The organism is Pseudorhodobacter ferrugineus DSM 5888 (assembly GCF_000420745.1).
Classification (GTDB): Bacteria; Pseudomonadota; Alphaproteobacteria; order Rhodobacterales; family Rhodobacteraceae; genus Pseudorhodobacter; species Pseudorhodobacter ferrugineus.
The window spans coordinates 232,353-253,000 of record NZ_ATVN01000002.1 but is presented as its reverse complement, the minus strand read 5'-3'; the positions used below and the strand labels follow the sequence as shown (position 1 = coordinate 253,000).

Genomic DNA, 20,648 nt, shown 5'->3' with positions numbered 1-20,648 from the left:
GACTATGACCAACCCCCCGACGATCGTTGACAGCCACTGCCATCTGGATTTCCCCGATTTCAACGGCGAATTGCCGGACATCATTGCCCGCGCCCATGCCGCTGGCGTGGCCCGCATGGTGACCATTTGCACCAAGCTGAAAAACGAACCCCTTGTGCGTGCGATTGCCGAGGCGAACCCATCGGTTTACTATGCCGCAGGTACCCACCCGATGAGCGTGGCAACCGAACCGATGGCGAGCGTGGACCAGTTGGTCCAGCTGGCCCAACACCCGAAATTCGTAGGGATCGGCGAAAGCGGTTTGGATTATCATTATACGGCGGAAAGTGGCGCGATGCAGCGCGACAGCCTGCGCATCCATATCACGGCGGCGCGCGAAACGGGGTTGCCGCTGATCATCCACGCCCGCGATGCCGATGACGATATAGCCGCGATTTTGACCGATGAATACCGCAAGGGTGCGTATACTTGCGTCATGCACTGCTTTTCATCCAGCGCCGAACTGGGGCAGGCCGCCCTTGACCTTGGGTTTTATCTGTCAATGTCAGGCATCGCCGCGTTCCCGAAATCGGGCGACTTGCGCGCGATCTTTGCCGCCGCCCCCTTGGACCGGATTTTGCTGGAAACCGACAGCCCCTACCTTGCCCCCCCGCCCCATCGCGGGCGGCGCAATGAACCGGCTTATACCGCGCATACCGCAAAGGTCGGGGCCGAGGTGTTTGGCCTGACCCTTGCCGATTTTGCCGCAGCCACGACCGCCAACTTTGACCGTTTGTTCTGGAAAGCCAAATGACCGCAAAACTGCGTTTCACTATTCTGGGCTGCGGGTCGTCGGGCGGCGTGCCGCGGCTGGGCGGACATTGGGGGGATTGTGACCCGAAAGACCCCAAAAACCGCCGCCGCCGCTGTTCCATGCTGGTCGAACGCGTAACGGATGCCGGCGTGACCCGCGTCTTGATCGACACCTCACCCGACATGCGCGAGCAGCTTTTGGATGCCAATGTGGGCACGATGGACGGCGTGGTTTTCACCCATTCGCATGCCGATCATACCCACGGGATCGATGATCTGCGCCAGATCGTCTATAACATGCGGGGCCGGTTGCCGGTTTGGGCCGATGTGCCCACACAAACGGCGCTGCGGGATCGGTTTGCCTATGCGTTTGAACAACTGCCGGGATCATCCTATCCGCCAATTCTGGACCTACACCTGATTGACGGCCCTGTTACCGTGTCGGGTGCGGGGGGCGATTTGGTTTTGACGCCGTTTTTGGCGAACCACGGCGGGATGGATGCCTTGGGGTTCCGGATCGGCGGCTTGGCCTATTTGCCGGATGCGGTTTCCATCCCTGCGGCGGGTTGGGCGGTGCTGGAGGGGTTGGAGGTTTGGGTCGTCGATGCCTTGCGCCGCATGCCGCACCCGACCCATGCCCATCTGGCCCTGACATTGGAATGGATCGCGCGGGCCAAACCGAAACGGGCGGTGTTGACGAATATGCATATCGATCTGGATTACGCGACGGTTGCGGCCGAGACGCCTGACCACATCACGCCTGCCTATGACGGCATGGTGATAGAAATCGACGCGCCTGCATGAATGCGCTGCTGGATGTTATCCTTCCGGTTTTCCTGATCCTTGGCGCGGGCTATGTGGCGGCGTGGCGCAAGATTGTCGATGCGGCGGCAATTGATGGGGTGATGAAGTTCGCGCAGAATTTCGCGGTGCCCGCGCTGCTGTTTCGGTCAATGAGCAAGCTGGATCTGGCGCAGAGTTTTGATCCGGGCCTCTTGCTCAGCTTTTATATCGGGGCGTTTGCGGCGGGGGGGCTGGGCTATCTTGGCGCGCGGGTTTTGTTTGCGCGGCCTCCTGCAGATGCGCTGGCGATTGCTTTTGTGGCCAGCTTTTCCAACACGCTGCTGTTGGGCCTGCCCATCACGGAGCGGGCTTATGGGGCGCAGGCCTTGGCGGGGAATTACGCGATTATTGCGCTGCATTCGCCGCTTTTATACGCCGTCGGGATCAGCCTGATGGAAATGGTCCGCAGCAAAGATGCGGGGCTGGCCAAGCGGGCGCTGGCGGCGCGGGTGGTGAAATCTATCCTGAGCCAGCCGTTGGTGATCGGGATTTTAAGCGGATTTGCCGTCAATCTGTCGGGGCTGCCTTTGCCGGGGGTGGTCGTCTCAGCGGTGGATATGATGGTGCGTGCGGCGATTCCTGCGGCCTTGTTCGGGCTGGGGGGTGTTTTGCTGCGGTACCGGCCGGAAGGGGATATGAAAACCATCGGGTTTGTCTGCGGGCTGACCTTGATTGTTCATCCGATGATTACCTACGGGTTGGGGCATGTTTTCGGACTGAATGTGGACCAGATGAGATCGGCTGTTTTGACCGCTGCGATGGCGCCGGGGGTGAATGCGTTTTTATATGCCAATATGTATGGAGTGGCAAAACGGGTCGCGGCATCGACTGTTTTGCTGGCCACGGCAGGGACGGTTTTGACCGCTTGGGGATGGCTGCATATTTTGCCGTGACGGGTTTGCCCGCGTGCGGACATTTTCTATTTTCATTTTATATCAGGGTGTTGGTGGTTTTCATTAACCTGATATTAACCCGCGTCCGCGATTGCGCGCAATTTAAGGGGCCGGTTCTTGACCGATGGGGCGGAGCCTCCGGCGGAGGCATTTTTGCCAAGATGATGTGAGGAGAGGGAAGCGTGAGCCTGCGGTGTTTTGGGCGGCGGACAATGGCAAACGCCGCCCTGATTGGGGCGGCGTTGCTGTAGGTTTGAAGGTGAGCCTGCTTGGTTAGGACGGCGTCACGCCGCGCAGGCGTTCAGAGCGGCGGCGCAGGAGTTCGACGACGGTCAAGAGGCAGATCGAGAAGATCACAAGGATGGTCGCCACTGCGAGGATCGACGGGCTGATCTGTTCGCGGATGCCGTTCCACATTTGGCGCGGGATGGTTTGCTGTTCGTGGCTGCCGATGAACAAAACCACGACAACTTCGTCAAACGAGGTGACGAAAGCGAAGAGGGCCCCCGACACAACACCCGGTGTGATCAGCGGCAATTGCACCTTGAAGAAAGTTGTTACCGGCCCTGCGCCCATGTTTTGCGCAGCGCGGATCAGCGAGCGGTCAAAGCCCATCATCGTGGCTGTCACGGTGATGATCACAAAGGGAATGCCCAGCGTGGCATGGGCCATGACAAGGCCGAAGTAGGTGCCCGAGAGGCCAATATCGGAGTAGAAGAAGAACAGGCCCGTGGCGGTGATGATGATCGGCACGATCATCGGCGAGATCAGGATCGCCATGATCAGCTTGCGGTAGGGCATTTCGGGGCGCGACAGGCCCATTGCGGCAATGGTGCCCAATACGGTTGCCACGATTGTGGCAAAGAACCCCACGATGATCGAGTTTTTCGCCGCTTGCAGCCATTTTGAATTGGCCCAGACATCGGCCCACCAGCCGCCATCGCGCAGGGCATCGGGGGCCTGCATGCCGAAGGTCAGCAAGTTGTCATACCAGCGCATCGAATAGCCCGCCGGATCGAATGTCAGCATTTCACGCGAAAAGGTGAAATAAGCCTCGGCGTTGAACGACAATGGCATGATGATCAGGATTGGCGCGATCAGAAAGACAAAAATCAGCGCGCAGATCACCCGATAGGAATAATACCAGATACGTTCGGCGGTGTCGGCGTAGATGGGAAGTGCCATATGCGTTTACCCTAGCTTCATGTTGTCGATGCCGATGATGCGGTCATAGGCCCAATAGAGGATCAGAACTGCGGCCAAGAGCATGGCGGCCAAGGCGGCGGCCAGCGACCAGTTCAGCGATTTTTGCATGTGGAAGGCGATTTGGTTGGAAATCAGCGTCCCATCTGCCCCCCCCACAAGCGCGGGCGTGATGTAATAGCCAACGGCGAGGATGAAGCACAAGATGCCCCCTGCCCCGATGCCTGATACGGTTTGCGGCAGATAGATGCGGCGGAAGGTGGTCCACGAGGTCGCCCCAAGGCTGCGCGCGGCGCGGGCATAGCTGGGGGGGATGGTTTTCATGACCGAATAGAGCGGCAAGATCATGAAGGGCAAAAGGATGTGGGTCATCGCTATGATGGTGCCGGTTTGATTGTACATCATGGCCAAGCGGCCATCCTCGCCCACAATACGAAGGGCAACGAGGACATCGTTTATCACACCCTGACTTTGCAGGATGACCATCCAGCTGGTTGTACGCACCAAAAGCGAGGTCCAGAACGGCAACAGCACCAGGATCATCAGCAAGCTGGCATAGCGCATCGGCAAAACAGCGAGCAGATGGGCGATGGGAAAGCCCAGCATCAGGCACAGCAAGGTGATGACGATAGAGATGACAAAGGTGCGGACGAAGAGTTTGACGTAGATCTGGGTGTTTTCGGGGGCTGCCTCAAAATTACCATCCGCGCCGATTTGACGGTCAAGAGCGGCTTGGTAAAAATTGGTCGTGGCGGCCGCCGAGGCCGAGCGCATGGCGGCCCAAAGATCGGCGCGGGCCCAATCCTTATCAAGGGCGATAATCGCCTCTTTGAACGGCGCTTCCAGCTTGTCAGCCTTGCGGGCGGCCGAGGTAAAGAGGGAACGGGTGCCGGGCAGTTCATAGTTGATACGGGTGCCAACGCTGCCGGCCGTACGCTCGTTAGAGGCGGTCACAAGATCGGCTGCAAGGGCGGTATAAGCGGCCTCATCGGGGGCGGCATTTGCATTGTCATCAAACCATTTCCCGAGTTCGACCATATTGGACGAGAATTTATCATCGGTGAAGGATCGCGACAGCATTTGCCCGATGGGGACGGCAAAGGTGAGCAGGATAAAGATGAGAAGCGGCAGGACCAGCATAAAGGCCCGGATACGGGCGCGGCGCGAGGCGATTGCCAAGGCGGTTTTCAGCGGTGTGCCGTCAACGGTGCGCAACACGTCTGTGTCAGTGGTCATATCTGGAGAGGCCATAGCGGTTCGGTCCTGTCGGTTGGGTCTTTCTGAGCGCCCTCTGACGGGGCGTTAGGGTGAAGGGGCGCAAGGCTGCGCCCCTTCGGGGTTGGGATTAGTTCAGCAACCAGGAATTGAAACGCTCGTTCAACTGGGTGTCGCGGTCAGCCCAGAATTCAAAGTCGGATGCCAAAGCGTTCTTCAGGTTCGCTTCTGCCGTTGGCATGAAAGGTGCCATTTCGGTTTTGCCATCTTCGAACAGACCAACCAATGGGCCGGACGAAATGCGCGCCGGACCATAGGAGATGTATTTCGCCTGATCGGCCAGACGCTGGGTGCCGGTGGCAAAGGTCAGGAACTGCTTGGCTGCGTCCATGTTCTTTGCGCCCTTTGGAATGGCAAGCACGTCATATTCATAGACCTGACCATCCCAGACCGAGGCGAATGGTTTGCCTTCGGTTACGGCAGCCGCAAAAATACGGCCGTTATAGGCGGTAGACATGGCAACTTCGCCATCGGCCAACAGCTGTGGAGGCTGCGCGCCGGCTTCCCACCAGACTGTGTCGGCCTTGATTTTGTCGAGCATGGCAAATGCGCGATCGACGCCTTCATCGGTGGCCAGCGTTGCGTAAACGTCAGCCGCTGGAACGCCGTCGCCCATCAGGGCCATTTCAAGGTTGGCCTTGGCGCCTTTGCGCATGCCACGCTTGCCCGGGAAGGCCTCCATGTTGAAAAAGTCGGCCATGGTTGCCGGGCCACCGTTCGGGAATTTGGTGGTGTCATAGGCGTACATGGTCGAGAACACGATGGTTGCCACCGAACAATCGGTCACAGCGCCGGGCAGGAAATCGTCCATCGCGGGGGTGCCATCGGCGCCATCGGCGAGGATGGATTTGTCCAGCTGTTCCAGCAGACCTTCGTCGCACAGGCGCACGGCGTCGGCAAATTCGAGATCAACCACGTCAACGGTGACATTGTTCGCCTCGACCATCGCTTTGATCGGGGTTGCAGGGTTGTCAGCATCGACCATCGTGGTTTTGATGCCGGTTTCCGCGGTGAATGGCTTGAGATACGCCTCATTCTGGCTTTTGCCATAGGACCCGCCCCACGACAGCAGCACGACTTCTTGTGCGGAGGCAGCAAAGGCAAAGCCGGATAGGGCGGTGGAAAGGATAAGAATTTTTTTCATGAGTTCCTGTTGGACCTTTTTATATGGCGGCGTTTTGAAGCCACCTTTTGAGTTTTGACACGGCCCCCCGCCAAGGGAAGGGAGCCGTATCGGCGTTGCCCTGTGGGGGCGCGCACAAGGGGGTGCGGCCCCTAATCAGGGTTATTTCAAGAGCCAGGCGTTAAAACGCTCGTTCAAGTCTGTGTCACGATCGGCCCAGAATTCCAGATTGGAAAACAAGGCGTTGGTCAGGTTTTCCGGGCTGGTTGGCAGGTTGGGGGCCATTTCGGTTTTCCCGTCTTGGTACATGCCGACAAGCGGTGCCGACGATTTGCGGGGCGGGCCATAGCTGATCCATTCCGCAGCTTTTGCCAGCGGCTCGGTGCCGGTCGAGAAGCTGATGAAATCCATGGCGTTTTGCAGGTTTGGCGCGCCTTTTGGCACAACCCACCCTTCAACATCATAGACCTGGCCATCCCAGATGATCCGGAAATCCTGATTTTCTGACACATTGGCGTTAAAGATGCGGCCATTATAGGCCACGGTCATCGCGACTTCGCCATCGGCAAGCAGTTGCGGCGGTTGGGCGCCCGCCTCCCACCAGATCATTTCGGACTTGATGGTGTCGAGCTTGGCAAACGCACGCTCAACGCCTTCGGGGGTGGCCAGAATCGCGTAAACATCAGCGGTCGGAACGCCGTCACCGATCAGCGCCATTTCGAGCAGCGTTTTAGCATTTTTGCGCGAGCCGCGCTTGCCGGGAAATTTGGTAAGGTCAAAGAAGTCAGCCATCGTTGCGGGCGCTTCCTTGCCGTCGTATGCCTTACCGTTAAAAGCGATGACGGTGGCGAACACATCTGTCGCAACAAAGCATTCGGTCACTGTGCCGGGCAAAAAGTCGTCAATCGCAGCCGTACCATCGGGGGCCGGTGTCAGAATCGCCGGATCAATGGTTTCCAGCAAACCTTCATCACAAAAGCGCACCGCATCGGCAAATTCGACCGAGGCCACGTCAAACGTGACATTCCCCGCTTCGACCTGCGCCTTAATCGGGGTCGCAGGGTTGTCGCTGTCGATCGACACGACCTTGATGCCGGTCTTTTCCGCGAAAGGCTTGTGATACGCCTCGATCTGGCTGGTGGTATACGACCCGCCCCAGCCCATGATGTTCACCTCTTGCGCCACGGCAGGAAGCGACAGGGCCCCCAATGCAGTGGATAGAATTAGTAGCTTTTTCATAGCAAGGCCTCCTATTGTGTAAAACGTGAGTTGATCTTTCCGCTTTCGCTTTGGCTTATCAAGCGGATTAAAGCGTGCGGTCAGGGCTGGAGGGCGCGCGCATCGGCGGGCGACCATCCGATTTTGATCTTTTCACCGGGGCGCAGCATGGTCTGGCCTTGGGTGTTGCGCGATTTAATGACGAAATCATCATGTCCAGCAACGCGCAGACGGGTGCGGAACAGATCGCCCATATAGATGAATTCCAGCACTTCGGCGTCAATCATATGGGCGCCTTTCGGCATCATTTCGGATTTGAATTCGACCCGTTCGGGGCGAATGGAGACAAGAACCTTTTCGCCCTTTTTGGTCACGTTCACCGGGGTGGCCGAAATCAGCTCGCCTGTCGCAAGCCGCACTTCGGCCTCGTCGCCGGAAATGGTTTCGATCACGCCTTCCAGCTTGTTATTTTCGCCAATGAACTGGGCGACAAAGGCGTTGTCGGGGCGTTCATACAGCTCATCCGGCGGGGCAAGCTGTTGGATTTTGCCATCGTTGAACACGGCCACACGGTCCGACATGGTAAGAGCTTCGCTTTGGTCGTGGGTCACATAGACCACGGTGATGCCAAGGCTTTCGTGCAAATGCTTGATTTCGAACTGCATATGTTCGCGCAGCTGCTTATCAAGCGCGCCCAAGGGTTCATCCATCAACACAAGGCTGGGGTCGAACACCAAAGCGCGGGCAAGCGCTATCCGCTGCTGCTGACCACCCGAAAGCTGGGCGGGACGGCGGTTGATAAAGTCATACATCTGCACCATATCCAGCGCGCGTTTGACCTTGGCTTCGCGTTCATCCTTGCCCATGCCGCGCACTTCGAGGGGGAAAGCAAGGTTTTCGCCAACGGTCATGTGCGGGAACAGCGCATAGTTTTGGAACACCATGCCAATGCCGCGCTTGTGCGGCGGAACCGAATTGATCGGGCGGCCATCAAGACGAATATCGCCGCTGGTCGCCGTTTCAAACCCCGCCAACATCATCAGGCAAGTTGTCTTACCCGACCCCGATGGCCCAAGCATCGTCAAAAACTCGCCCTTGCCAATCGACAAGTTCAGATCTTTGACAACAAGCGTTTCCCCGTCATAGCTTTTTTGCACATGATCGAAGACGACGAAACCGTCGTTCTGGGGTTGTGTAACCACCCTTATCTCCCTGATCGTTCCGGCAGGTGACCTGCGCTCTGATTGAAAACGACTAAAGCGAAATGTCAGGCATTTTGCAACAGCCAGCCGCAGGCAGATGAAGGTTTCTTAAAAATGCGGGATTATCGGGCGAATAGACGGCAAATTGCAGGCGTTTTGCCTTGCATGGTGCATTTCGATGAGGATCAGGCGGCGATTTGGCGGCAGCCTGTCAGCGCCTGACGCTGGGATTCTATGCTGAAAATCGGGAAAAATGATTCTGTTGCTCCATTCAATGTCCCAAAAACGACATCTACCAAGGGGCCAGAAGGGGCAAAAACGCGATGCATCAGGCCAAAGATGAGGCCACGATATCAGCGTTTTGATGCAATTGCCGAGAAAGGCCAAGTTGGTGCGGTCGGGGGGACTCGAACCCCCACTCCGGTTAAAGAACAGCGACCTCAACGCTGCGCGTCTACCAATTCCGCCACGACCGCACGATCTTGACTGCGCTGGGTCTTAGCGAAGGCGGCGGCGGACCTCAAGTTGAAATATGCATGCACAGGGCCGTAAACCGCACAAAGCCTGCGAATAAAAAACACCGCTGGGCACGAGGCCCAGCGGTGCACGCTGTATTACCGCGAAAATGTGCCGGATTTAAGGGTTTGCCGGCGGTGTGGTCGGCACACTGAAGGTGGGCAAGGTCGAGGCGGTGGTAGGCTGCGTGGTGCCCGGCACAGGGCGACCTGCTGCGGAATAGGCGGCCAGTTTGATCAGGTTGGCACGGTCTGCCATGCCCGGTGCAAACACCTGCGATGCGCCATTGGCACTTGCCCCCGTGCTTTGATCAAACCACGGCAAGGCTTGATCCATGCGCTGCGGCGCGCCGATCCCTGCCGATAGGTGATGGCCGACCAATTCGGCATAGGCCGCCTCGCCCACAGCGGTCAGGATAAGCGCGGAGCCGATGGCGACATCCATGTTATCCGTGACATAACCAACGCCGAGACAAATCTTGGCTGTTCCTGCCAGCTGAATCGGCGCCATACCGGAAGACGTGACAAAGCCCGCGACACCGTTCAGCACCTCGGCTTGTGATTTGACCGCCAAAGCGGCCACATGCGGCTGCATAACGGGGCCAAACCCTTCGCATTGCTGGGCGATTTGTTGAGGGGTAAAGCCTGTAACCTTGGAAACCAGATCCTCGCCCTGCGCAATGGCATAGGTGCGGGCAAGGCAGAATTGTTCAGACAAGGCAAAGCCCGGGTCGGTCAGCGTGACCGGGGTTACAAAACCGCCGTTGGTATTGGTCAACAGCGAGATTTTGTTGCAATAGCTGGCAAGCGAAACCTGGGCCGCGTTCTGCGCCATGAAGGACGGCAAGGTGGCAGGCGCGCCGAACTGAGGAACAGCAGCGGCCACGGGCGACAAGCCTGCGGCAGGCGCGGGTTCTGCGACTGGTTCTGCGGCGGCCATTTGGCCTGCAATGGCTGCGGTTGCGGCGGGGGGTGCCACGCCAAGCTTTTCATCGCGGTAGGTGATTAGCAAACCTTGGGTGCCGCGCGGATTTGTGGCGATTTGCTGTGCAGTCAGCGGCCCACCGGCCTGCGCGCGGTAATAGGATTGGACCAGCAGATCCTGTTCCCAGCTGTTCAGATTGCCGGTCGGGGCAAAGCCCAAAAGCGCCTGATATTGCGAAATGGCGCCGCGCGATTTAGGGCCAAGCGACCCGTCCGGCGTGCCAACCGGAAAGCCGAAGTAGTTCAGCGCGACCTGCACCTCGCGATTCGATTCGCGTTGGGCGGATGATACAGCCGGGCGCGTGGACTTGCGCGGGGCCGCTTTGCGGGTGGTGGTTTTGCGGTTCTGATTCGCGCTGTTCGCGATCGCCCCGCCAATAATCCCGCCGATAATGCCGCCGACAAAGGCATCGCCGGCCTGTGATTGCATGGGTGTTATGACAAGTGCCGTTGCCACAAATGCTGTAGAAATTTTTTTGAATACCATTTGAAAACTCCGCCCGCAGGCCCTACGTGCTACACTTATGTCAGGGTATCACGACTTTGAATTGAGTCCAGTTTGTTTTGACCCACCCCAATGGGGCAACGAAAAAGGATAAAATTTGGACAGGTTTGATCAGGGTCTTGGTGCGGTGGAATGGCGGGTTCTGGACGGGCTGGCGCCGTATGCCGAAACCTTGGCCGCTATGGAGGCGCGGGTGGCCGAGATTGCCGCAGGCACCGCGCCCGAGGCGGTTTGGCTGTTGGAACACCCCCCCCTTTATACGGCCGGAACCAGCGCCAAAGCGGTTGATCTGGTTGAGCCGGACCGATTCCCCGTGTTTGTGGCGGGGCGAGGCGGGCAATACACCTATCACGGGCCGGGCCAGCGGGTCGCCTATGTGATGCTGGACCTGAACAAGCGCGGGCGCGATGTGCGCAAATTTGTCTGCGCGCTGGAAAACTGGGTGATCGCGACACTGGCCAGCTTCAACGTGCGTGGCGAGCGGCGGGCGGGACGTGTGGGGGTTTGGGTTGTGCGGCCCGACCGGAAAGGACCCGCGGGACCAGCCGAGGATAAAATCGCCGCGATTGGGGTGAAACTGCGCAAATGGGTCAGTTTTCACGGAATTTCTATCAATGTTGAACCTGATCTGGACCATTTTACCGGCATTGTGCCCTGCGGGATTAGCGACCACGGGGTCACCAGCTTGGTTGATTTGGGCCTGCCCGTCGCTATGGCCGATGTCGATGTGGCGCTGCGACAGCAATTTGAGGCGGTGTTTGAAATTCGTCGTGAATAAGGTTATGTAACCCTTTCGCAGAACGCCCGAGGATATTGATCCTGCGCCAGCTTGACCTATGTCAAGCTGTATAAAGCTGCGCTATGATAGGCGCCCGGGCCATAGCGCCAGACCTTGTCTGGTAGCGCCCTGCGCAACGACCATCGACCGTGGCTGACGGCCCCGGCATGACACACGAACAAGGAAGAGCCATGAAACTGACCCTAATCACGACCGCCGCCCTTTTGGCCCTGTCAGCGCCCGCCTTTGCAGGCGACGCCGCCGTTGGCGAAAAAGAGTTCAAAAAGTGCAAGTCCTGCCACATGATCGTCGCAGATGACGGCACCGAGATTGTAAAGGGCGGCAAGACCGGCCCGAACCTGTATGGCATCATTGGCCGCACCGCTGGCGCCGCCGATTTCAAATATGGCGATTCGATTGTCGCAGCTGGTGCTGCCGGTTTGGTTTGGGACGAAACCAACATCGTTGCCTATATCGCCGATCCAAAGGCGTTTTTGATTGAGGCAACAGGCGATGCCGGCGCGAAATCGAAAATGTCGTTCAAGCTGGCAAAAGGCGGCGAAGATCTGGCTGCCTATCTGGCATCTGTCGCCCCTGCGGCAAACTGACACGTAAAAATGTGACTTTGACGCGGTTTTTATTGATCTGCGTCAAAGTCTTCAATTGCCGCCGCCGCTTGGGCATTCTAGAACAGGATTACAAGTGGCGGCGGGACTCTGATTTTCCCGCGCGCTGGAATCGTAGAACGCAAACGGGAGGGCAGGCATGGCCGACGCAGCCATTCATGGCCACGAACATGACGAACGCGGGTTCTTTACTCGCTGGTTTATGTCAACCAATCACAAAGACATCGGTCTTCTATACCTGTTCACCGGCGGCCTTGTTGGCCTGATTTCGGTTATTTTCACCGTATACATGCGGATGGAACTGATGCACCCCGGTGTTCAGTACATGTGCTTGGAAGGCGCGCGCTTTACCGCAGCCGCTGTGGGTGACACCTGCACACCGAACGGCCACCTTTGGAACGTGATCATCACAGCCCACGGCATCTTGATGATGTTCTTCGTGGTTATTCCAGCATTGTTTGGCGGTTTTGGTAACTATTTCATGCCATTGCAAATCGGCGCGCCGGATATGGCGTTTCCGCGGCTGAATAACCTGTCCTATTGGCTGTATGTCGCGGGCACCTCGCTTGCTGTGGCTTCGGTTTTGGCGCCCGGTGGGAACGACCAGAATGGGGCGGGCGTGGGTTGGGTTTTGTACCCGCCGCTGTCAACGATTGAACCTGGTTATGCGATGGATCTGGCAATTTTCGCGGTTCACCTTTCGGGTGCGTCGTCGATCTTGGGCGCGATCAACATCATCACCACCTTTTTGAACATGCGCGCGCCGGGGATGACCCTGCACAAAGTGCCTTTGTTTGCATGGTCGGTGTTTGTCACCGCTTGGTTGATTCTACTGGCTTTGCCGGTTCTGGCGGGCGCGATCACCATGTTGCTGACAGACCGCAACTTTGGCACCACGTTCTTTGATGCGGCGGGTGGCGGCGATCCGGTTTTGTACCAGCACATCTTGTGGTTCTTTGGCCACCCAGAAGTGTACATCATCATCCTTCCAGGCTTTGGGATCATTTCCCAGGTTATCGCGACCTTCTCGCGCAAGCCGATCTTTGGCTATTTGCCAATGGTTTATGCGATGGTGGCCATTGGGGTCTTGGGCTTTGTTGTCTGGGCGCACCACATGTACACCGTTGGCATGTCGCTGACCCAGCAGTCCTATTTCATGCTGGCAACGATGGTTATCGCGGTGCCTACGGGGATCAAGATCTTCTCGTGGATCGCGACCATGTGGGGCGGATCGCTGGACATGAAAGCACCAATGTACTGGGCGTTCGGGTTCATCTTTTTGTTCACCGTTGGGGGCGTCACGGGCATCGTGTTGTCGCAAGCCGGTTTGGACCGTGCGTATCATGACACCTATTATGTCATCGCGCACTTCCACTATGTGATGAGCCTTGGGGCCGTGTTTGCGATCTTTGCAGGCATCTACTTTTGGTTCGGCAAAATGTCGGGCCGTGAGTATCCGGAATGGGCGGCCAAGCTGCACTTTTGGATGATGTTCATCGGTGCAAACCTGACCTTCTTCCCGCAGCACTTCCTTGGTCGCCAAGGCATGCCGCGCCGTTACATCGACTATCCAGAGGCGTTCGCGCAGTGGAACTATTGGTCGTCGGTCGGTGCGTTCCTGTCCTTTGCATCCTTCATCTTCTTTATCGGGATCGTTGTTTATTCGCTACGCTTCGGCAAGCGCATCACGGAAAACAACTACTGGAATGAATATGCGGATACGCTGGAATGGACATTGCCTTGCCCGCCGCCCGAACACACGTTCGAGCAGCTGCCAAAGCAGTCCGACTGGGACAAGGGCCATAGCCACTAAAAGGCCCAAACCGTTTGAGAGATAAGACCGAGAGGGCCCCACAGCGATGTCGGGGCCCTTTCTTGTGCTGCGGGTTGGTGCTTGCCCTATGGTCAGATCCCGCTAGGTTTCGCGAAACCCCCAGATTATCAAAGGCCGATCATGCCCTATGAATGGACCAAATCACCCGACGCGCAGGTGCTGCACCTGTGGCCCTACCGCTCGCTTCCGCGGCGCGGGTTTGTAGCGTTTATCGGCGGGACGGCCTTTTTGGTTGCGATCCCTTTGATGGTCGTTCTGGGGTCGCCGGTGCTGTGGGGATTGTTGCCGTTCCTGGTGCTGGCCGTGACGGGCCTCTATTGGGCGCTGGAGCGCAGTTACCGCGACGGCGAGATCGTCGAGACGCTGACGTTTAACGGTAGTCAATTGCATCTGACGCGGGTTGGTCCGCGCGGCAAGCGGCAAGAGTGGGAGGCGAACCCGCATTGGGTGCGCGTGGTGCAGCATAAGACGGGGGGGCCGGTGCCCGAGTACATCACGCTGGCCGGTGGCCCGCGCGAGGTGGAATTGGGCGCGTTTTTATCCGAGGGGGAACGCGTGACTTTGGTCGCCGGTCTGCGGCAGGCGTTGCGCGCCCATAACGCAGGGGGGTGGGCCTAAGGGTTGCGCTGTTCCCAGCGGTCTTGACAGGGGCGCCACGGGTCACGGTAAGCTGCGGGCTTATTGACGCTAAAGGAGTTTTCCCGATGAACAGATTGTCCCTTTGCCTTGCCGCAACGCTTGCCCTTACGGCGGCCCCTGCCCTTGCCTTTGATATCGCCTTTGATTGGGCGGGGCTGAAATCCTGCACCAGCGGCAACCCCAACACCGTGGCGAACCCGCGCTTTGTGGTCAAAGATGTGCCTGCGGGGACCAAATACATCCGGTTCAAACTGACCGACCGTGATGCGCCCGGTTACAACCATGGCGGCGGGTTGGTGGCGTGGAATAGCCAAAAAACGATTGATCCCGGCGCGTTCAAATACAAAAGCCCCTGTCCGCCCGGTGGCCGCCACACCTATGAATGGACGGCCACAGCGCAAAGCGGCAAATCAAGCGGCAAGCTGGGGGTTGCAAAAGCGCGGCGCAAATACCCCGAATAGGGCGTTTAGCGTTTCGACGTTAACCAGAAACACTGCGCCTCACATACCGCATTGAAATCTTTGATTTCAGGCTGCAATATGTGAGGCGTATTTTAATCGAAACGCGTTAACTGAGCATCTCTTTGACACGCGGGCCAACGATGGCAAAATCCATCTGGCCCGTGAACTTGCCCTTCAGCACGCCCATCACCTTGCCCATATCGCGGATCGACGTGGCCGCAGCCTCGGCAATCGCGGCGGCGATAGCGGCGTCCACTTCTTCCGCGTCCATCTGGCGGGGCAAGAACTCTTCTATAACTTTGATTTCGTTCAATTCTTTTTCAGCCAACTCCAACCGCCCGCCTTCTTCATAGACGCGCGCGCTTTCTTGGCGTTGTTTGACCATCTTGGACAGAATGGCGGTGATATCCGCCTCGGACACCACGGCCTCGGCGCCGTCACCGCGCATTGCGATTTCACGGTCCTTGATGGCCGCATTGATCAGGCGCAGGGTCGAAAGCCGCTCCGCCTCACGTGCCCGCATCGCATCTTTCAGGGCCGATTGCAGCCGATCGCGCAAAGTCATTTTGGTGTTCTTTCCCAAGGTTTCAGCAACTGCCGACCATAGCGTGAAGCCAAAGCCCGCGCAACCAGACAGGATTTTTGCAAGCCATTGGAAAGGTGCGATATTCCATTTCGCCCCCTCCCTTGACCCCGAAGGCCCCTGCCCGTAGTGTCCCCGAAATCCGGCCAGAGAGAGTCGTACCATGCCCCATACTGATAGCACTGCCAAACCTACCGCCTGCCTTGTGCTGGCCGATGGAACCATCTTTTACGGCCGCGGGTTTGGTGCCACAGGGCAAACGGTGGCCGAGCTGGTGTTCAACACCGCGATGACCGGTTATCAGGAAATCATGACCGATCCGTCCTATGCGGGGCAGGTTGTCACCTTTACCTTCCCCCATATCGGCAACACGGGTGTAACCCCCGAGGATGACGAGACCCTTGATCCGGTCGCCGCTGGCATGGTGGTAAAATGGGACCCGACCGAGCCGTCGAACTGGCGCGCAACGGCAGAATTGACCGAGTGGCTGTTGTCAAAGGGTCGGATTGGCATTGGCGGGCTGGATACACGCCGCCTGACCCGCGCGATCCGCCAACAAGGCGCGCCGCACGTGGCGCTTGCCCATGATCCTGACGGGAATTTTGACATTGAGGCGATGGTCGCTGCCGCGCGGGCGTGGCGCGGGCTGGAAGGGTTGGATCTGGCCAAGGATGTGACCTGCGCGCAAAGCTATCGTTGGGATGAAATGCGTTGGGCCTGGCCTGATGGCTATACCAAGCGCACGGGCGATGGCCTGCGCGTGGTGGCGATTGATTTTGGCGCGAAACGCAACATTTTGCGCTGCTTGGCCTCGACCGGATGTGATGTGACGGTGCTGCCAGCCACTGCCACGGCCGAGGATGTGCTGGCCCTGAACCCCGAAGGCGTGTTTCTGTCGAACGGTCCGGGCGACCCTGCTGCAACAGGCGAATATGCTGTGGGCATGATCAAGGGTGTGCTTGCGGCCGATATTCCGGTGTTCGGAATTTGCCTTGGGCATCAGATGCTTGCGCTGGCGTTGGGTGGTAAAACCATCAAAATGAACCACGGCCATCACGGGGCCAACCATCCGGTTAAAGATTACGACACCAATAAGGTCGAGATTACCTCGATGAACCACGGCTTTACCGTCGATGCGCAAACCCTGCCCGCAGGCGTGCGTGAAACCCATGTCAGCCTTTTTGACGGGTCGAACTGTGGCATCGCGGTCGACGGCAAGCCGGTATTTTCCGTGCAATACCACCCCGAGGCAAGCCCTGGCCCGCAAGACAGCTATTACCTGTTTGAGCGATTCGCAGCCGCCATGAAGGCCCGCCGCGCCGCCTGAGGCGTTTTTGGGCCATTCCATATTTAGTGGCCGGTATTTATCCGGCCACTAATTGTATAGCCTGTTTTCAGAAAATTCTTTTAAAATTAGGCCATTAACCCCCTGTTAACTCCGCCTCGGCAAGGCTCGGTTCAACGATGGGGAAGACCATGACCGCTGCCATTCGCAACCTTGCGCGCGACCTTACCCCCTTGGACAGGGCGCAGGGCAATGCGGTGCAAGTCTCGGCCAAACCGGCTGGCGGGCGGAAAATTGCGGTTACGGCCCCATCGGTGCGCAACCTTGGCGTGGCCTTGTTGCGCGAAGGGTTGCTGTCGCCCGATGATCTGGTGATGGCACTTAGTCTGCAAAAACGCCACCGCGGGCGGCTTTGTGACATTTTGCTGTCGCGCCAGTTGATCGGCGAAAAGCAATTGTATGAGGCGCAGGCCCGCCATTGGAATGTGCGGCTGATTGACCCCATGTCGCAGCCCGCTGACCCACGGCTTATTGACCAGATTGGTGCGTCAGAATGCCTGCGCGAAGGGCTTATCCCTTGGCAACGGGTCGGGCAGATTGTGGTGGTTGCCACCGCCTATCCCGAAGAATTTTCAAAACATTACAAACGCTTGCGCGAGGCATTCGGGCCGGTGGTGATGGCCCTTGCCCCTGCATCGCGAATTGAATCTGCGGTGATGCGCGCGCGTGCCGATGTGCTGAACCATGCTGCCGAAAACCGCGTCACCGCCGCCGAAAGTTGCCGCGATTGGGGGCGCGAAGGAATGGCGGTAAAGATCGCGCTGTTTCTTGGCCTTTTCGCCCTCGGGCTTTGGGTGTCGCCTGCGTTCATGGCGCTGGCTTTTACCTTTTGGGCCTCGCTGACATTGGCCTTATCCACCGCCTTGCGCGCGGGGGCCGTGATGGCGGCCTTGCGGCACAAGGACCCCGCCCCGCCGTCACCGATCATCGCGCGCCTGCCCGTGGTGTCCGTCATGGTGGCCTTGTTCAAAGAGGGCGACATCGCCCCGCGCCTGATCCGGCGATTGGACCGCTTGGACTATCCGCGCGACCTGCTGGATATTTTGCTGGTGGTCGAAGAGCAGGATCATCTGACAAGGGATGCACTGAAAACAGTCGATCTGCCCCCGTGGATGCGGGTGGTTGTGGTGCCGGACGGGCCACTGAAAACCAAACCGCGCGCACTGAATTTCGGGTTGGATTTGTGCCGCGGGTCGATCATCGGGGTCTATGATGCCGAGGATGCGCCCGAACCTGCCCAGATAAGAAAAGTGGTGGAGCGGTTTTATCAGCGCGGGGCCGATGTAGCCTGTTTGCAAGGGGTGTTGGATTTCTACAACCCCGAAACCAACTGGCTATCTCGTTGTTTTACAATGGAATACGCAGCATGGTTCCGGATCATTTTACCAGGATTGCAAAGAATGGGCCTTGCCATTCCGCTGGGCGGGACGACCCTGTTTTTCCGCCGCGCAGCCCTTGAGGAACTGGGCGGATGGGATTCGCATAATGTGACCGAGGATGCCGATTTGGGCATGCGGCTGGCGCGCCACGGATACCGCGCCGAACTGCTGGAAACCGTGACCGAGGAAGAGGCGAACTGCCGCGCCCTGCCTTGGGTGCGCCAACGGTCCCGCTGGTTAAAGGGCTATATGATGACTTGGGCTGTGCATATGCGCGACCCCGCGCTGTTGTGGCGCCAGCTTGGCGCATGGAAGTTTTTCGGTTTTCAAGTGCTGTTTTTATGCACTTTATCGCAGTTTCTGCTGGCCCCTGTGCTGTGGTCATTCTGGCTGGTGCCCTTTGGATTTGCTCACCCTTTGGCCGCCGCCCTCCCCCCGTTGGTCATGCTGGGGTTGGTCGGGCTGTACCTGTTTACCGAAGTGGTCAACATAACCCTGAACATCATGGGCCTGCGCCAAACCAAGCATAAGATGAGCCTGCTGTGGGTGTTTTCGCTGCACTTTTATTTCCCGCTGGGCGCGCTGGCATCTTACAAGGCGGCATGGGAGATGGTCACCAAGCCGTTTTACTGGGACAAGACCAGCCACGGGCATTTCGACCAAACGGCCCCGGATTAACGCGTTTTCAATTCACCGGCGTCAATGCGCAACCGCGTTTCAAATGCCTTGGAAATATGGCCGCGCAAGGCTTGATAGGCGGCGTCGCCGTCACGCGCCTCAATGGCGCGAACAATCGCTTCATGTTCGGCAAGCCCCACCGCATCGCGGCCTTCGGCGGCAAAGGATGTCGACGCCATAAGCGCCATCGACCGATGCACCAGATCCAGTTGCTGCACCAAAAACCGATTGTGCGAGGCAAGGTGGATTTGCTTGTGAAACCGTTTGTTGGCACGGCTTAAGGCACGGGGATCGCCGCCCAAAAGCGCCATATCCTCATCCACCATCGACCGCAAAACCCGCGTTTCCTCTTCGGTCGCGTGGCGTGCGGCCAGTCGTGCGGCCAGACCCTCCAGCTCGGTCCGCACAGCGTAAAGTTCGGCCAGTTGGTTGTGATCCAGTGACGCGACAATCAGGCTGCGCCCGTCGCGGGTCAGCATGGATTGGGTTTCCAGCCGCTGCAACGCCTCTCGCACAGGGGTGCGCGACACGCCGAAACGGTCCGCCAACTCTGATTCGACCAACCGATCACCGGGCTTATAGACACCTGCGTCAATCGCTTCGAGGATCAGGGTATAGGCATCTTTTTGCACGTGCGGCACTTTCCATGTCAGGTGGCGGCAAGGTTAGCGGGCAAGGCGCGTCACCTCAACCGCAATCGCACGCGCAAAGCGATTGCCAAGCCGCCGCACCCGCCCTAATTTGCCGCCATGTTTACAGAAGATTTCGCACATGTGCGCCATTGGGTCTTTGACCTTGATAACACGCTTTATCCCCCCGCCGCCCGTCTGTTTGACCAGATCGAGGTGCGGATGACCGATTGGGTGATGCAATCCCTAAAGGTGGACCGCGCCGAGGCAGATCGGCTGCGCCGCCATTATTGGGCGACCTATGGCACAACTTTGGCCGGTTTGATGCGCGAACACGGGGTCGACCCCGCGCCATATTTGACCGATGTGCATGATATCTCGCTGGACCATCTGGAGCAGGACACGGCGCTGGCGGGCCATATCCGCGCCCTTCCGGGCCGCAGGATTGTCTATACCAACGGGTCGGCCCCTTACGCCGAGCGGGTTTTGGCGGCACGCGGGCTGTCCGGCCTGTTTGATGCGGTTTACGGCGTCGAACACGCTGGCTTTCGCCCCAAACCGGAACGCGCGGCCTTTGAAACCATTTTCGCGATAGACAAGCTCGACCCGACAACGGGTGCGATGTTCGAAGATGACAGCCGCAACCTGACCGCCCCCCATGCGATGGGGATGCGCACGGTGCATGTGACGCCTTTGGTGGAACCCGCCGACCACATCCACCACCACACCGATGACCTGACCGGATTTCTGGCGAAATTGATCGGCTAACCCGCCCTGCGGCACAGCGCCGCGCCGCGTCAAACCGCCACCTAAAAGCTTCCGCCTGCGCCGCTATCTAAAGTCGGTAAACAGGAGGAACACATGACACAAAGACTTGCACCCGTACCGCTGGCGATGCGCCTGCTGCAGGCAACGCCCGTTGTAGGCACGATCACGCGCGATATTCAAAAGGATATCAACAGCATATACTACGCCTTGGTCATTTTGGTGACGCTTGTGGTGCTGGGGGTGCAAACTTGGGGGCTGGTAGCACTGGCAATGACGGCGCTGGCGATGGTGCCGATTATGCTGGTCACGCTTATCGCGATTACGCTGGGCTAAATCAGACTGCCCATTGGACGACGGCGCGCAAACGCCCTATCT

General features: G+C 58.2%; 20 protein-coding genes and 1 tRNA gene. 12 read left to right on the top strand and 9 right to left on the bottom strand.

What is annotated here, in order from left to right:
* The first annotated feature begins 4 nt into the window (after window positions 1-4).
* The 3 genes from G560_RS0102990 to G560_RS0102980 are packed head-to-tail and all read left to right on the top strand — an operon-like array spanning window position 5 to window position 2,528.
* Window positions 5-793 carry a TatD family hydrolase gene (locus G560_RS0102990; protein ID WP_022702833.1) on the top strand — a complete coding sequence of 263 codons (789 nt, stop codon included), beginning with the start codon at window positions 5-7 and terminating at the stop codon, window positions 791-793.
* A complete protein-coding gene (locus G560_RS0102985; protein ID WP_022702832.1) occupies window positions 790-1,596 on the top strand; it encodes an MBL fold metallo-hydrolase in 807 nt (268 codons plus the stop codon). The genes G560_RS0102990 and G560_RS0102985 overlap by 4 nt, the downstream gene beginning before the upstream one ends.
* Window positions 1,593-2,528, top strand: a complete 936-nt coding sequence (locus G560_RS0102980) for an AEC family transporter (protein ID WP_022702831.1) — start codon at window positions 1,593-1,595, stop codon at window positions 2,526-2,528. Before G560_RS0102985 ends, G560_RS0102980 begins: the two co-directional genes overlap by 4 nt.
* Window positions 2,529-2,801: 273 nt before the next feature.
* Here the strand turns inward: G560_RS0102980 and G560_RS0102965 are convergent, their stop codons facing one another.
* The 7 genes from G560_RS0102965 to G560_RS18355 all read right to left on the bottom strand — a co-directional run bounded on the left by G560_RS0102965 (window position 2,802) and on the right by G560_RS18355 (window position 10,535).
* The gene (locus tag G560_RS0102965; protein ID WP_022702829.1) at window positions 2,802-3,713 is read right to left on the bottom strand and encodes an ABC transporter permease; all 912 of its coding nucleotides are present in this window, start codon (window positions 3,711-3,713) and stop codon (window positions 2,802-2,804) included.
* A 6-nt stretch (window positions 3,714-3,719) separates the two neighbouring features.
* Window positions 3,720-4,967 (bottom strand): ABC transporter permease, encoded by a 1,248-nt coding sequence (locus G560_RS0102960; RefSeq protein WP_028913655.1) that lies wholly within the window; start codon window positions 4,965-4,967, stop codon window positions 3,720-3,722.
* Between the two features lie 109 nt (window positions 4,968-5,076).
* Complete coding sequence (locus tag G560_RS0102955) at window positions 5,077-6,150, bottom strand: ABC transporter substrate-binding protein (protein ID WP_022702827.1); 1,074 nt, start codon at window positions 6,148-6,150, stop codon at window positions 5,077-5,079.
* A gap of 141 nt (window positions 6,151-6,291) precedes the next feature.
* Window positions 6,292-7,368 (bottom strand): ABC transporter substrate-binding protein, encoded by a 1,077-nt coding sequence (locus G560_RS0102950; RefSeq protein ID WP_022702826.1) that lies wholly within the window; start codon window positions 7,366-7,368, stop codon window positions 6,292-6,294.
* Between the two features lie 80 nt (window positions 7,369-7,448).
* Entirely contained in the window at window positions 7,449-8,549 is a 1,101-nt protein-coding gene (locus tag G560_RS0102945; RefSeq protein ID WP_022702825.1) for an ABC transporter ATP-binding protein, read from the bottom strand.
* 389 nt (window positions 8,550-8,938) lie between these two features.
* Window positions 8,939-9,025: transfer RNA gene (locus G560_RS0102935), tRNA-Leu, on the bottom strand.
* Window positions 9,026-9,185: 160 nt separating this feature from the next.
* Complete coding sequence (locus tag G560_RS18355) at window positions 9,186-10,535, bottom strand: peptidoglycan-binding domain-containing protein (protein ID WP_022702823.1); 1,350 nt, start codon at window positions 10,533-10,535, stop codon at window positions 9,186-9,188.
* Between the two features lie 115 nt (window positions 10,536-10,650).
* On the opposite strand from G560_RS18355, the gene lipB reads away from it, so the two are divergent.
* The 5 genes from lipB to G560_RS20195 all read left to right on the top strand — a co-directional run bounded on the left by lipB (window position 10,651) and on the right by G560_RS20195 (window position 14,891).
* Entirely contained in the window at window positions 10,651-11,331 is a 681-nt protein-coding gene (gene lipB / locus G560_RS0102925; RefSeq protein WP_022702822.1) for a lipoyl(octanoyl) transferase LipB, read from the top strand.
* 191 nt (window positions 11,332-11,522) lie between these two features.
* Window positions 11,523-11,939, top strand: a complete 417-nt coding sequence (locus tag G560_RS0102920) for a c-type cytochrome (protein ID WP_022702821.1) — start codon at window positions 11,523-11,525, stop codon at window positions 11,937-11,939.
* A 157-nt stretch (window positions 11,940-12,096) separates the two neighbouring features.
* Window positions 12,097-13,770 carry a cytochrome c oxidase subunit I gene (gene ctaD / locus G560_RS0102915; protein WP_022702820.1) on the top strand — a complete coding sequence of 558 codons (1,674 nt, stop codon included), beginning with the start codon at window positions 12,097-12,099 and terminating at the stop codon, window positions 13,768-13,770.
* 141 nt (window positions 13,771-13,911) lie between these two features.
* Window positions 13,912-14,409 carry a DUF2244 domain-containing protein gene (locus tag G560_RS0102910; RefSeq protein WP_022702819.1) on the top strand — a complete coding sequence of 166 codons (498 nt, stop codon included), beginning with the start codon at window positions 13,912-13,914 and terminating at the stop codon, window positions 14,407-14,409.
* Between the two features lie 86 nt (window positions 14,410-14,495).
* On the top strand, window positions 14,496-14,891 hold the full coding sequence (locus G560_RS20195; RefSeq protein ID WP_022702818.1) for a YbhB/YbcL family Raf kinase inhibitor-like protein: 396 nt from the start codon (window positions 14,496-14,498) through the stop codon (window positions 14,889-14,891).
* Window positions 14,892-14,997: 106 nt separating this feature from the next.
* On the opposite strand, the gene G560_RS0102900 is transcribed toward G560_RS20195, so the two are convergent.
* Window positions 14,998-15,456 (bottom strand): GatB/YqeY domain-containing protein, encoded by a 459-nt coding sequence (locus tag G560_RS0102900; RefSeq protein ID WP_022702817.1) that lies wholly within the window; start codon window positions 15,454-15,456, stop codon window positions 14,998-15,000.
* Window positions 15,457-15,637: 181 nt separating this feature from the next.
* Here G560_RS0102900 and carA point away from each other — a divergent pair, with 181 nt between their 5' ends.
* Window positions 15,638-16,801 carry a glutamine-hydrolyzing carbamoyl-phosphate synthase small subunit gene (carA, locus tag G560_RS0102895; protein WP_022702816.1) on the top strand — a complete coding sequence of 388 codons (1,164 nt, stop codon included), beginning with the start codon at window positions 15,638-15,640 and terminating at the stop codon, window positions 16,799-16,801.
* Window positions 16,802-16,950: 149 nt separating this feature from the next.
* Complete coding sequence (locus G560_RS0102890; protein WP_081647586.1) at window positions 16,951-18,876, top strand: glycosyltransferase; 1,926 nt, start codon at window positions 16,951-16,953, stop codon at window positions 18,874-18,876.
* Here the strand turns inward: G560_RS0102890 and G560_RS0102885 are convergent.
* The gene (locus G560_RS0102885) at window positions 18,873-19,508 is read right to left on the bottom strand and encodes a GntR family transcriptional regulator (RefSeq protein WP_022702814.1); all 636 of its coding nucleotides are present in this window, start codon (window positions 19,506-19,508) and stop codon (window positions 18,873-18,875) included. The two genes, G560_RS0102890 and G560_RS0102885, sit on opposite strands and share 4 nt — an antisense overlap.
* 117 nt (window positions 19,509-19,625) lie before the next feature.
* On the opposite strand from G560_RS0102885, the gene G560_RS0102880 reads away from it, so the two are divergent.
* Together G560_RS0102880 and G560_RS0102875 are read left to right on the top strand one after the other, a co-directional pair.
* Window positions 19,626-20,273 carry a pyrimidine 5'-nucleotidase gene (locus G560_RS0102880; protein WP_022702813.1) on the top strand — a complete coding sequence of 216 codons (648 nt, stop codon included), beginning with the start codon at window positions 19,626-19,628 and terminating at the stop codon, window positions 20,271-20,273.
* 93 nt (window positions 20,274-20,366) lie between these two features.
* Window positions 20,367-20,606: a hypothetical protein gene (locus G560_RS0102875; RefSeq protein WP_022702812.1), complete on the top strand. Its 240-nt coding sequence runs from the start codon at window positions 20,367-20,369 to the stop codon at window positions 20,604-20,606.
* Window positions 20,607-20,648 lie beyond the last annotated feature (42 nt).

Bases quoted from the DNA above. Each gene is read 5' to 3' on its own strand.
- G560_RS0102990 (WP_022702833.1), top strand. From the start codon at position 5: ATGACCAACCCCCCGACGATCGTTGACAGCCACTGCCATCTGGATTTC.
- G560_RS0102985 (WP_022702832.1), top strand. From the start codon at position 790: ATGACCGCAAAACTGCGTTTCACTATTCTGGGCTGCGGGTCGTCGGGC.
- G560_RS0102980 (WP_022702831.1), top strand. From the start codon at position 1,593: ATGAATGCGCTGCTGGATGTTATCCTTCCGGTTTTCCTGATCCTTGGC.
- G560_RS0102965 (WP_022702829.1), bottom strand. From the start codon at position 3,713: ATGGCACTTCCCATCTACGCCGACACCGCCGAACGTATCTGGTATTAT.
- G560_RS0102960 (WP_028913655.1), bottom strand. From the start codon at position 4,967: ATGACCACTGACACAGACGTGTTGCGCACCGTTGACGGCACACCGCTG.
- G560_RS0102955 (WP_022702827.1), bottom strand. From the start codon at position 6,150: ATGAAAAAAATTCTTATCCTTTCCACCGCCCTATCCGGCTTTGCCTTT.
- G560_RS0102950 (WP_022702826.1), bottom strand. From the start codon at position 7,368: ATGAAAAAGCTACTAATTCTATCCACTGCATTGGGGGCCCTGTCGCTT.
- G560_RS18355 (WP_022702823.1), bottom strand. From the start codon at position 10,535: ATGGTATTCAAAAAAATTTCTACAGCATTTGTGGCAACGGCACTTGTC.
- G560_RS0102920 (WP_022702821.1), top strand. From the start codon at position 11,523: ATGAAACTGACCCTAATCACGACCGCCGCCCTTTTGGCCCTGTCAGCG.
- ctaD (WP_022702820.1), top strand. From the start codon at position 12,097: ATGGCCGACGCAGCCATTCATGGCCACGAACATGACGAACGCGGGTTC.
- G560_RS0102910 (WP_022702819.1), top strand. From the start codon at position 13,912: ATGCCCTATGAATGGACCAAATCACCCGACGCGCAGGTGCTGCACCTG.
- G560_RS20195 (WP_022702818.1), top strand. From the start codon at position 14,496: ATGAACAGATTGTCCCTTTGCCTTGCCGCAACGCTTGCCCTTACGGCG.
- G560_RS0102900 (WP_022702817.1), bottom strand. From the start codon at position 15,456: ATGACTTTGCGCGATCGGCTGCAATCGGCCCTGAAAGATGCGATGCGG.
- carA (WP_022702816.1), top strand. From the start codon at position 15,638: ATGCCCCATACTGATAGCACTGCCAAACCTACCGCCTGCCTTGTGCTG.
- G560_RS0102890 (WP_081647586.1), top strand. From the start codon at position 16,951: ATGACCGCTGCCATTCGCAACCTTGCGCGCGACCTTACCCCCTTGGAC.
- G560_RS0102880 (WP_022702813.1), top strand. From the start codon at position 19,626: ATGTTTACAGAAGATTTCGCACATGTGCGCCATTGGGTCTTTGACCTT.
- G560_RS0102875 (WP_022702812.1), top strand. From the start codon at position 20,367: ATGACACAAAGACTTGCACCCGTACCGCTGGCGATGCGCCTGCTGCAG.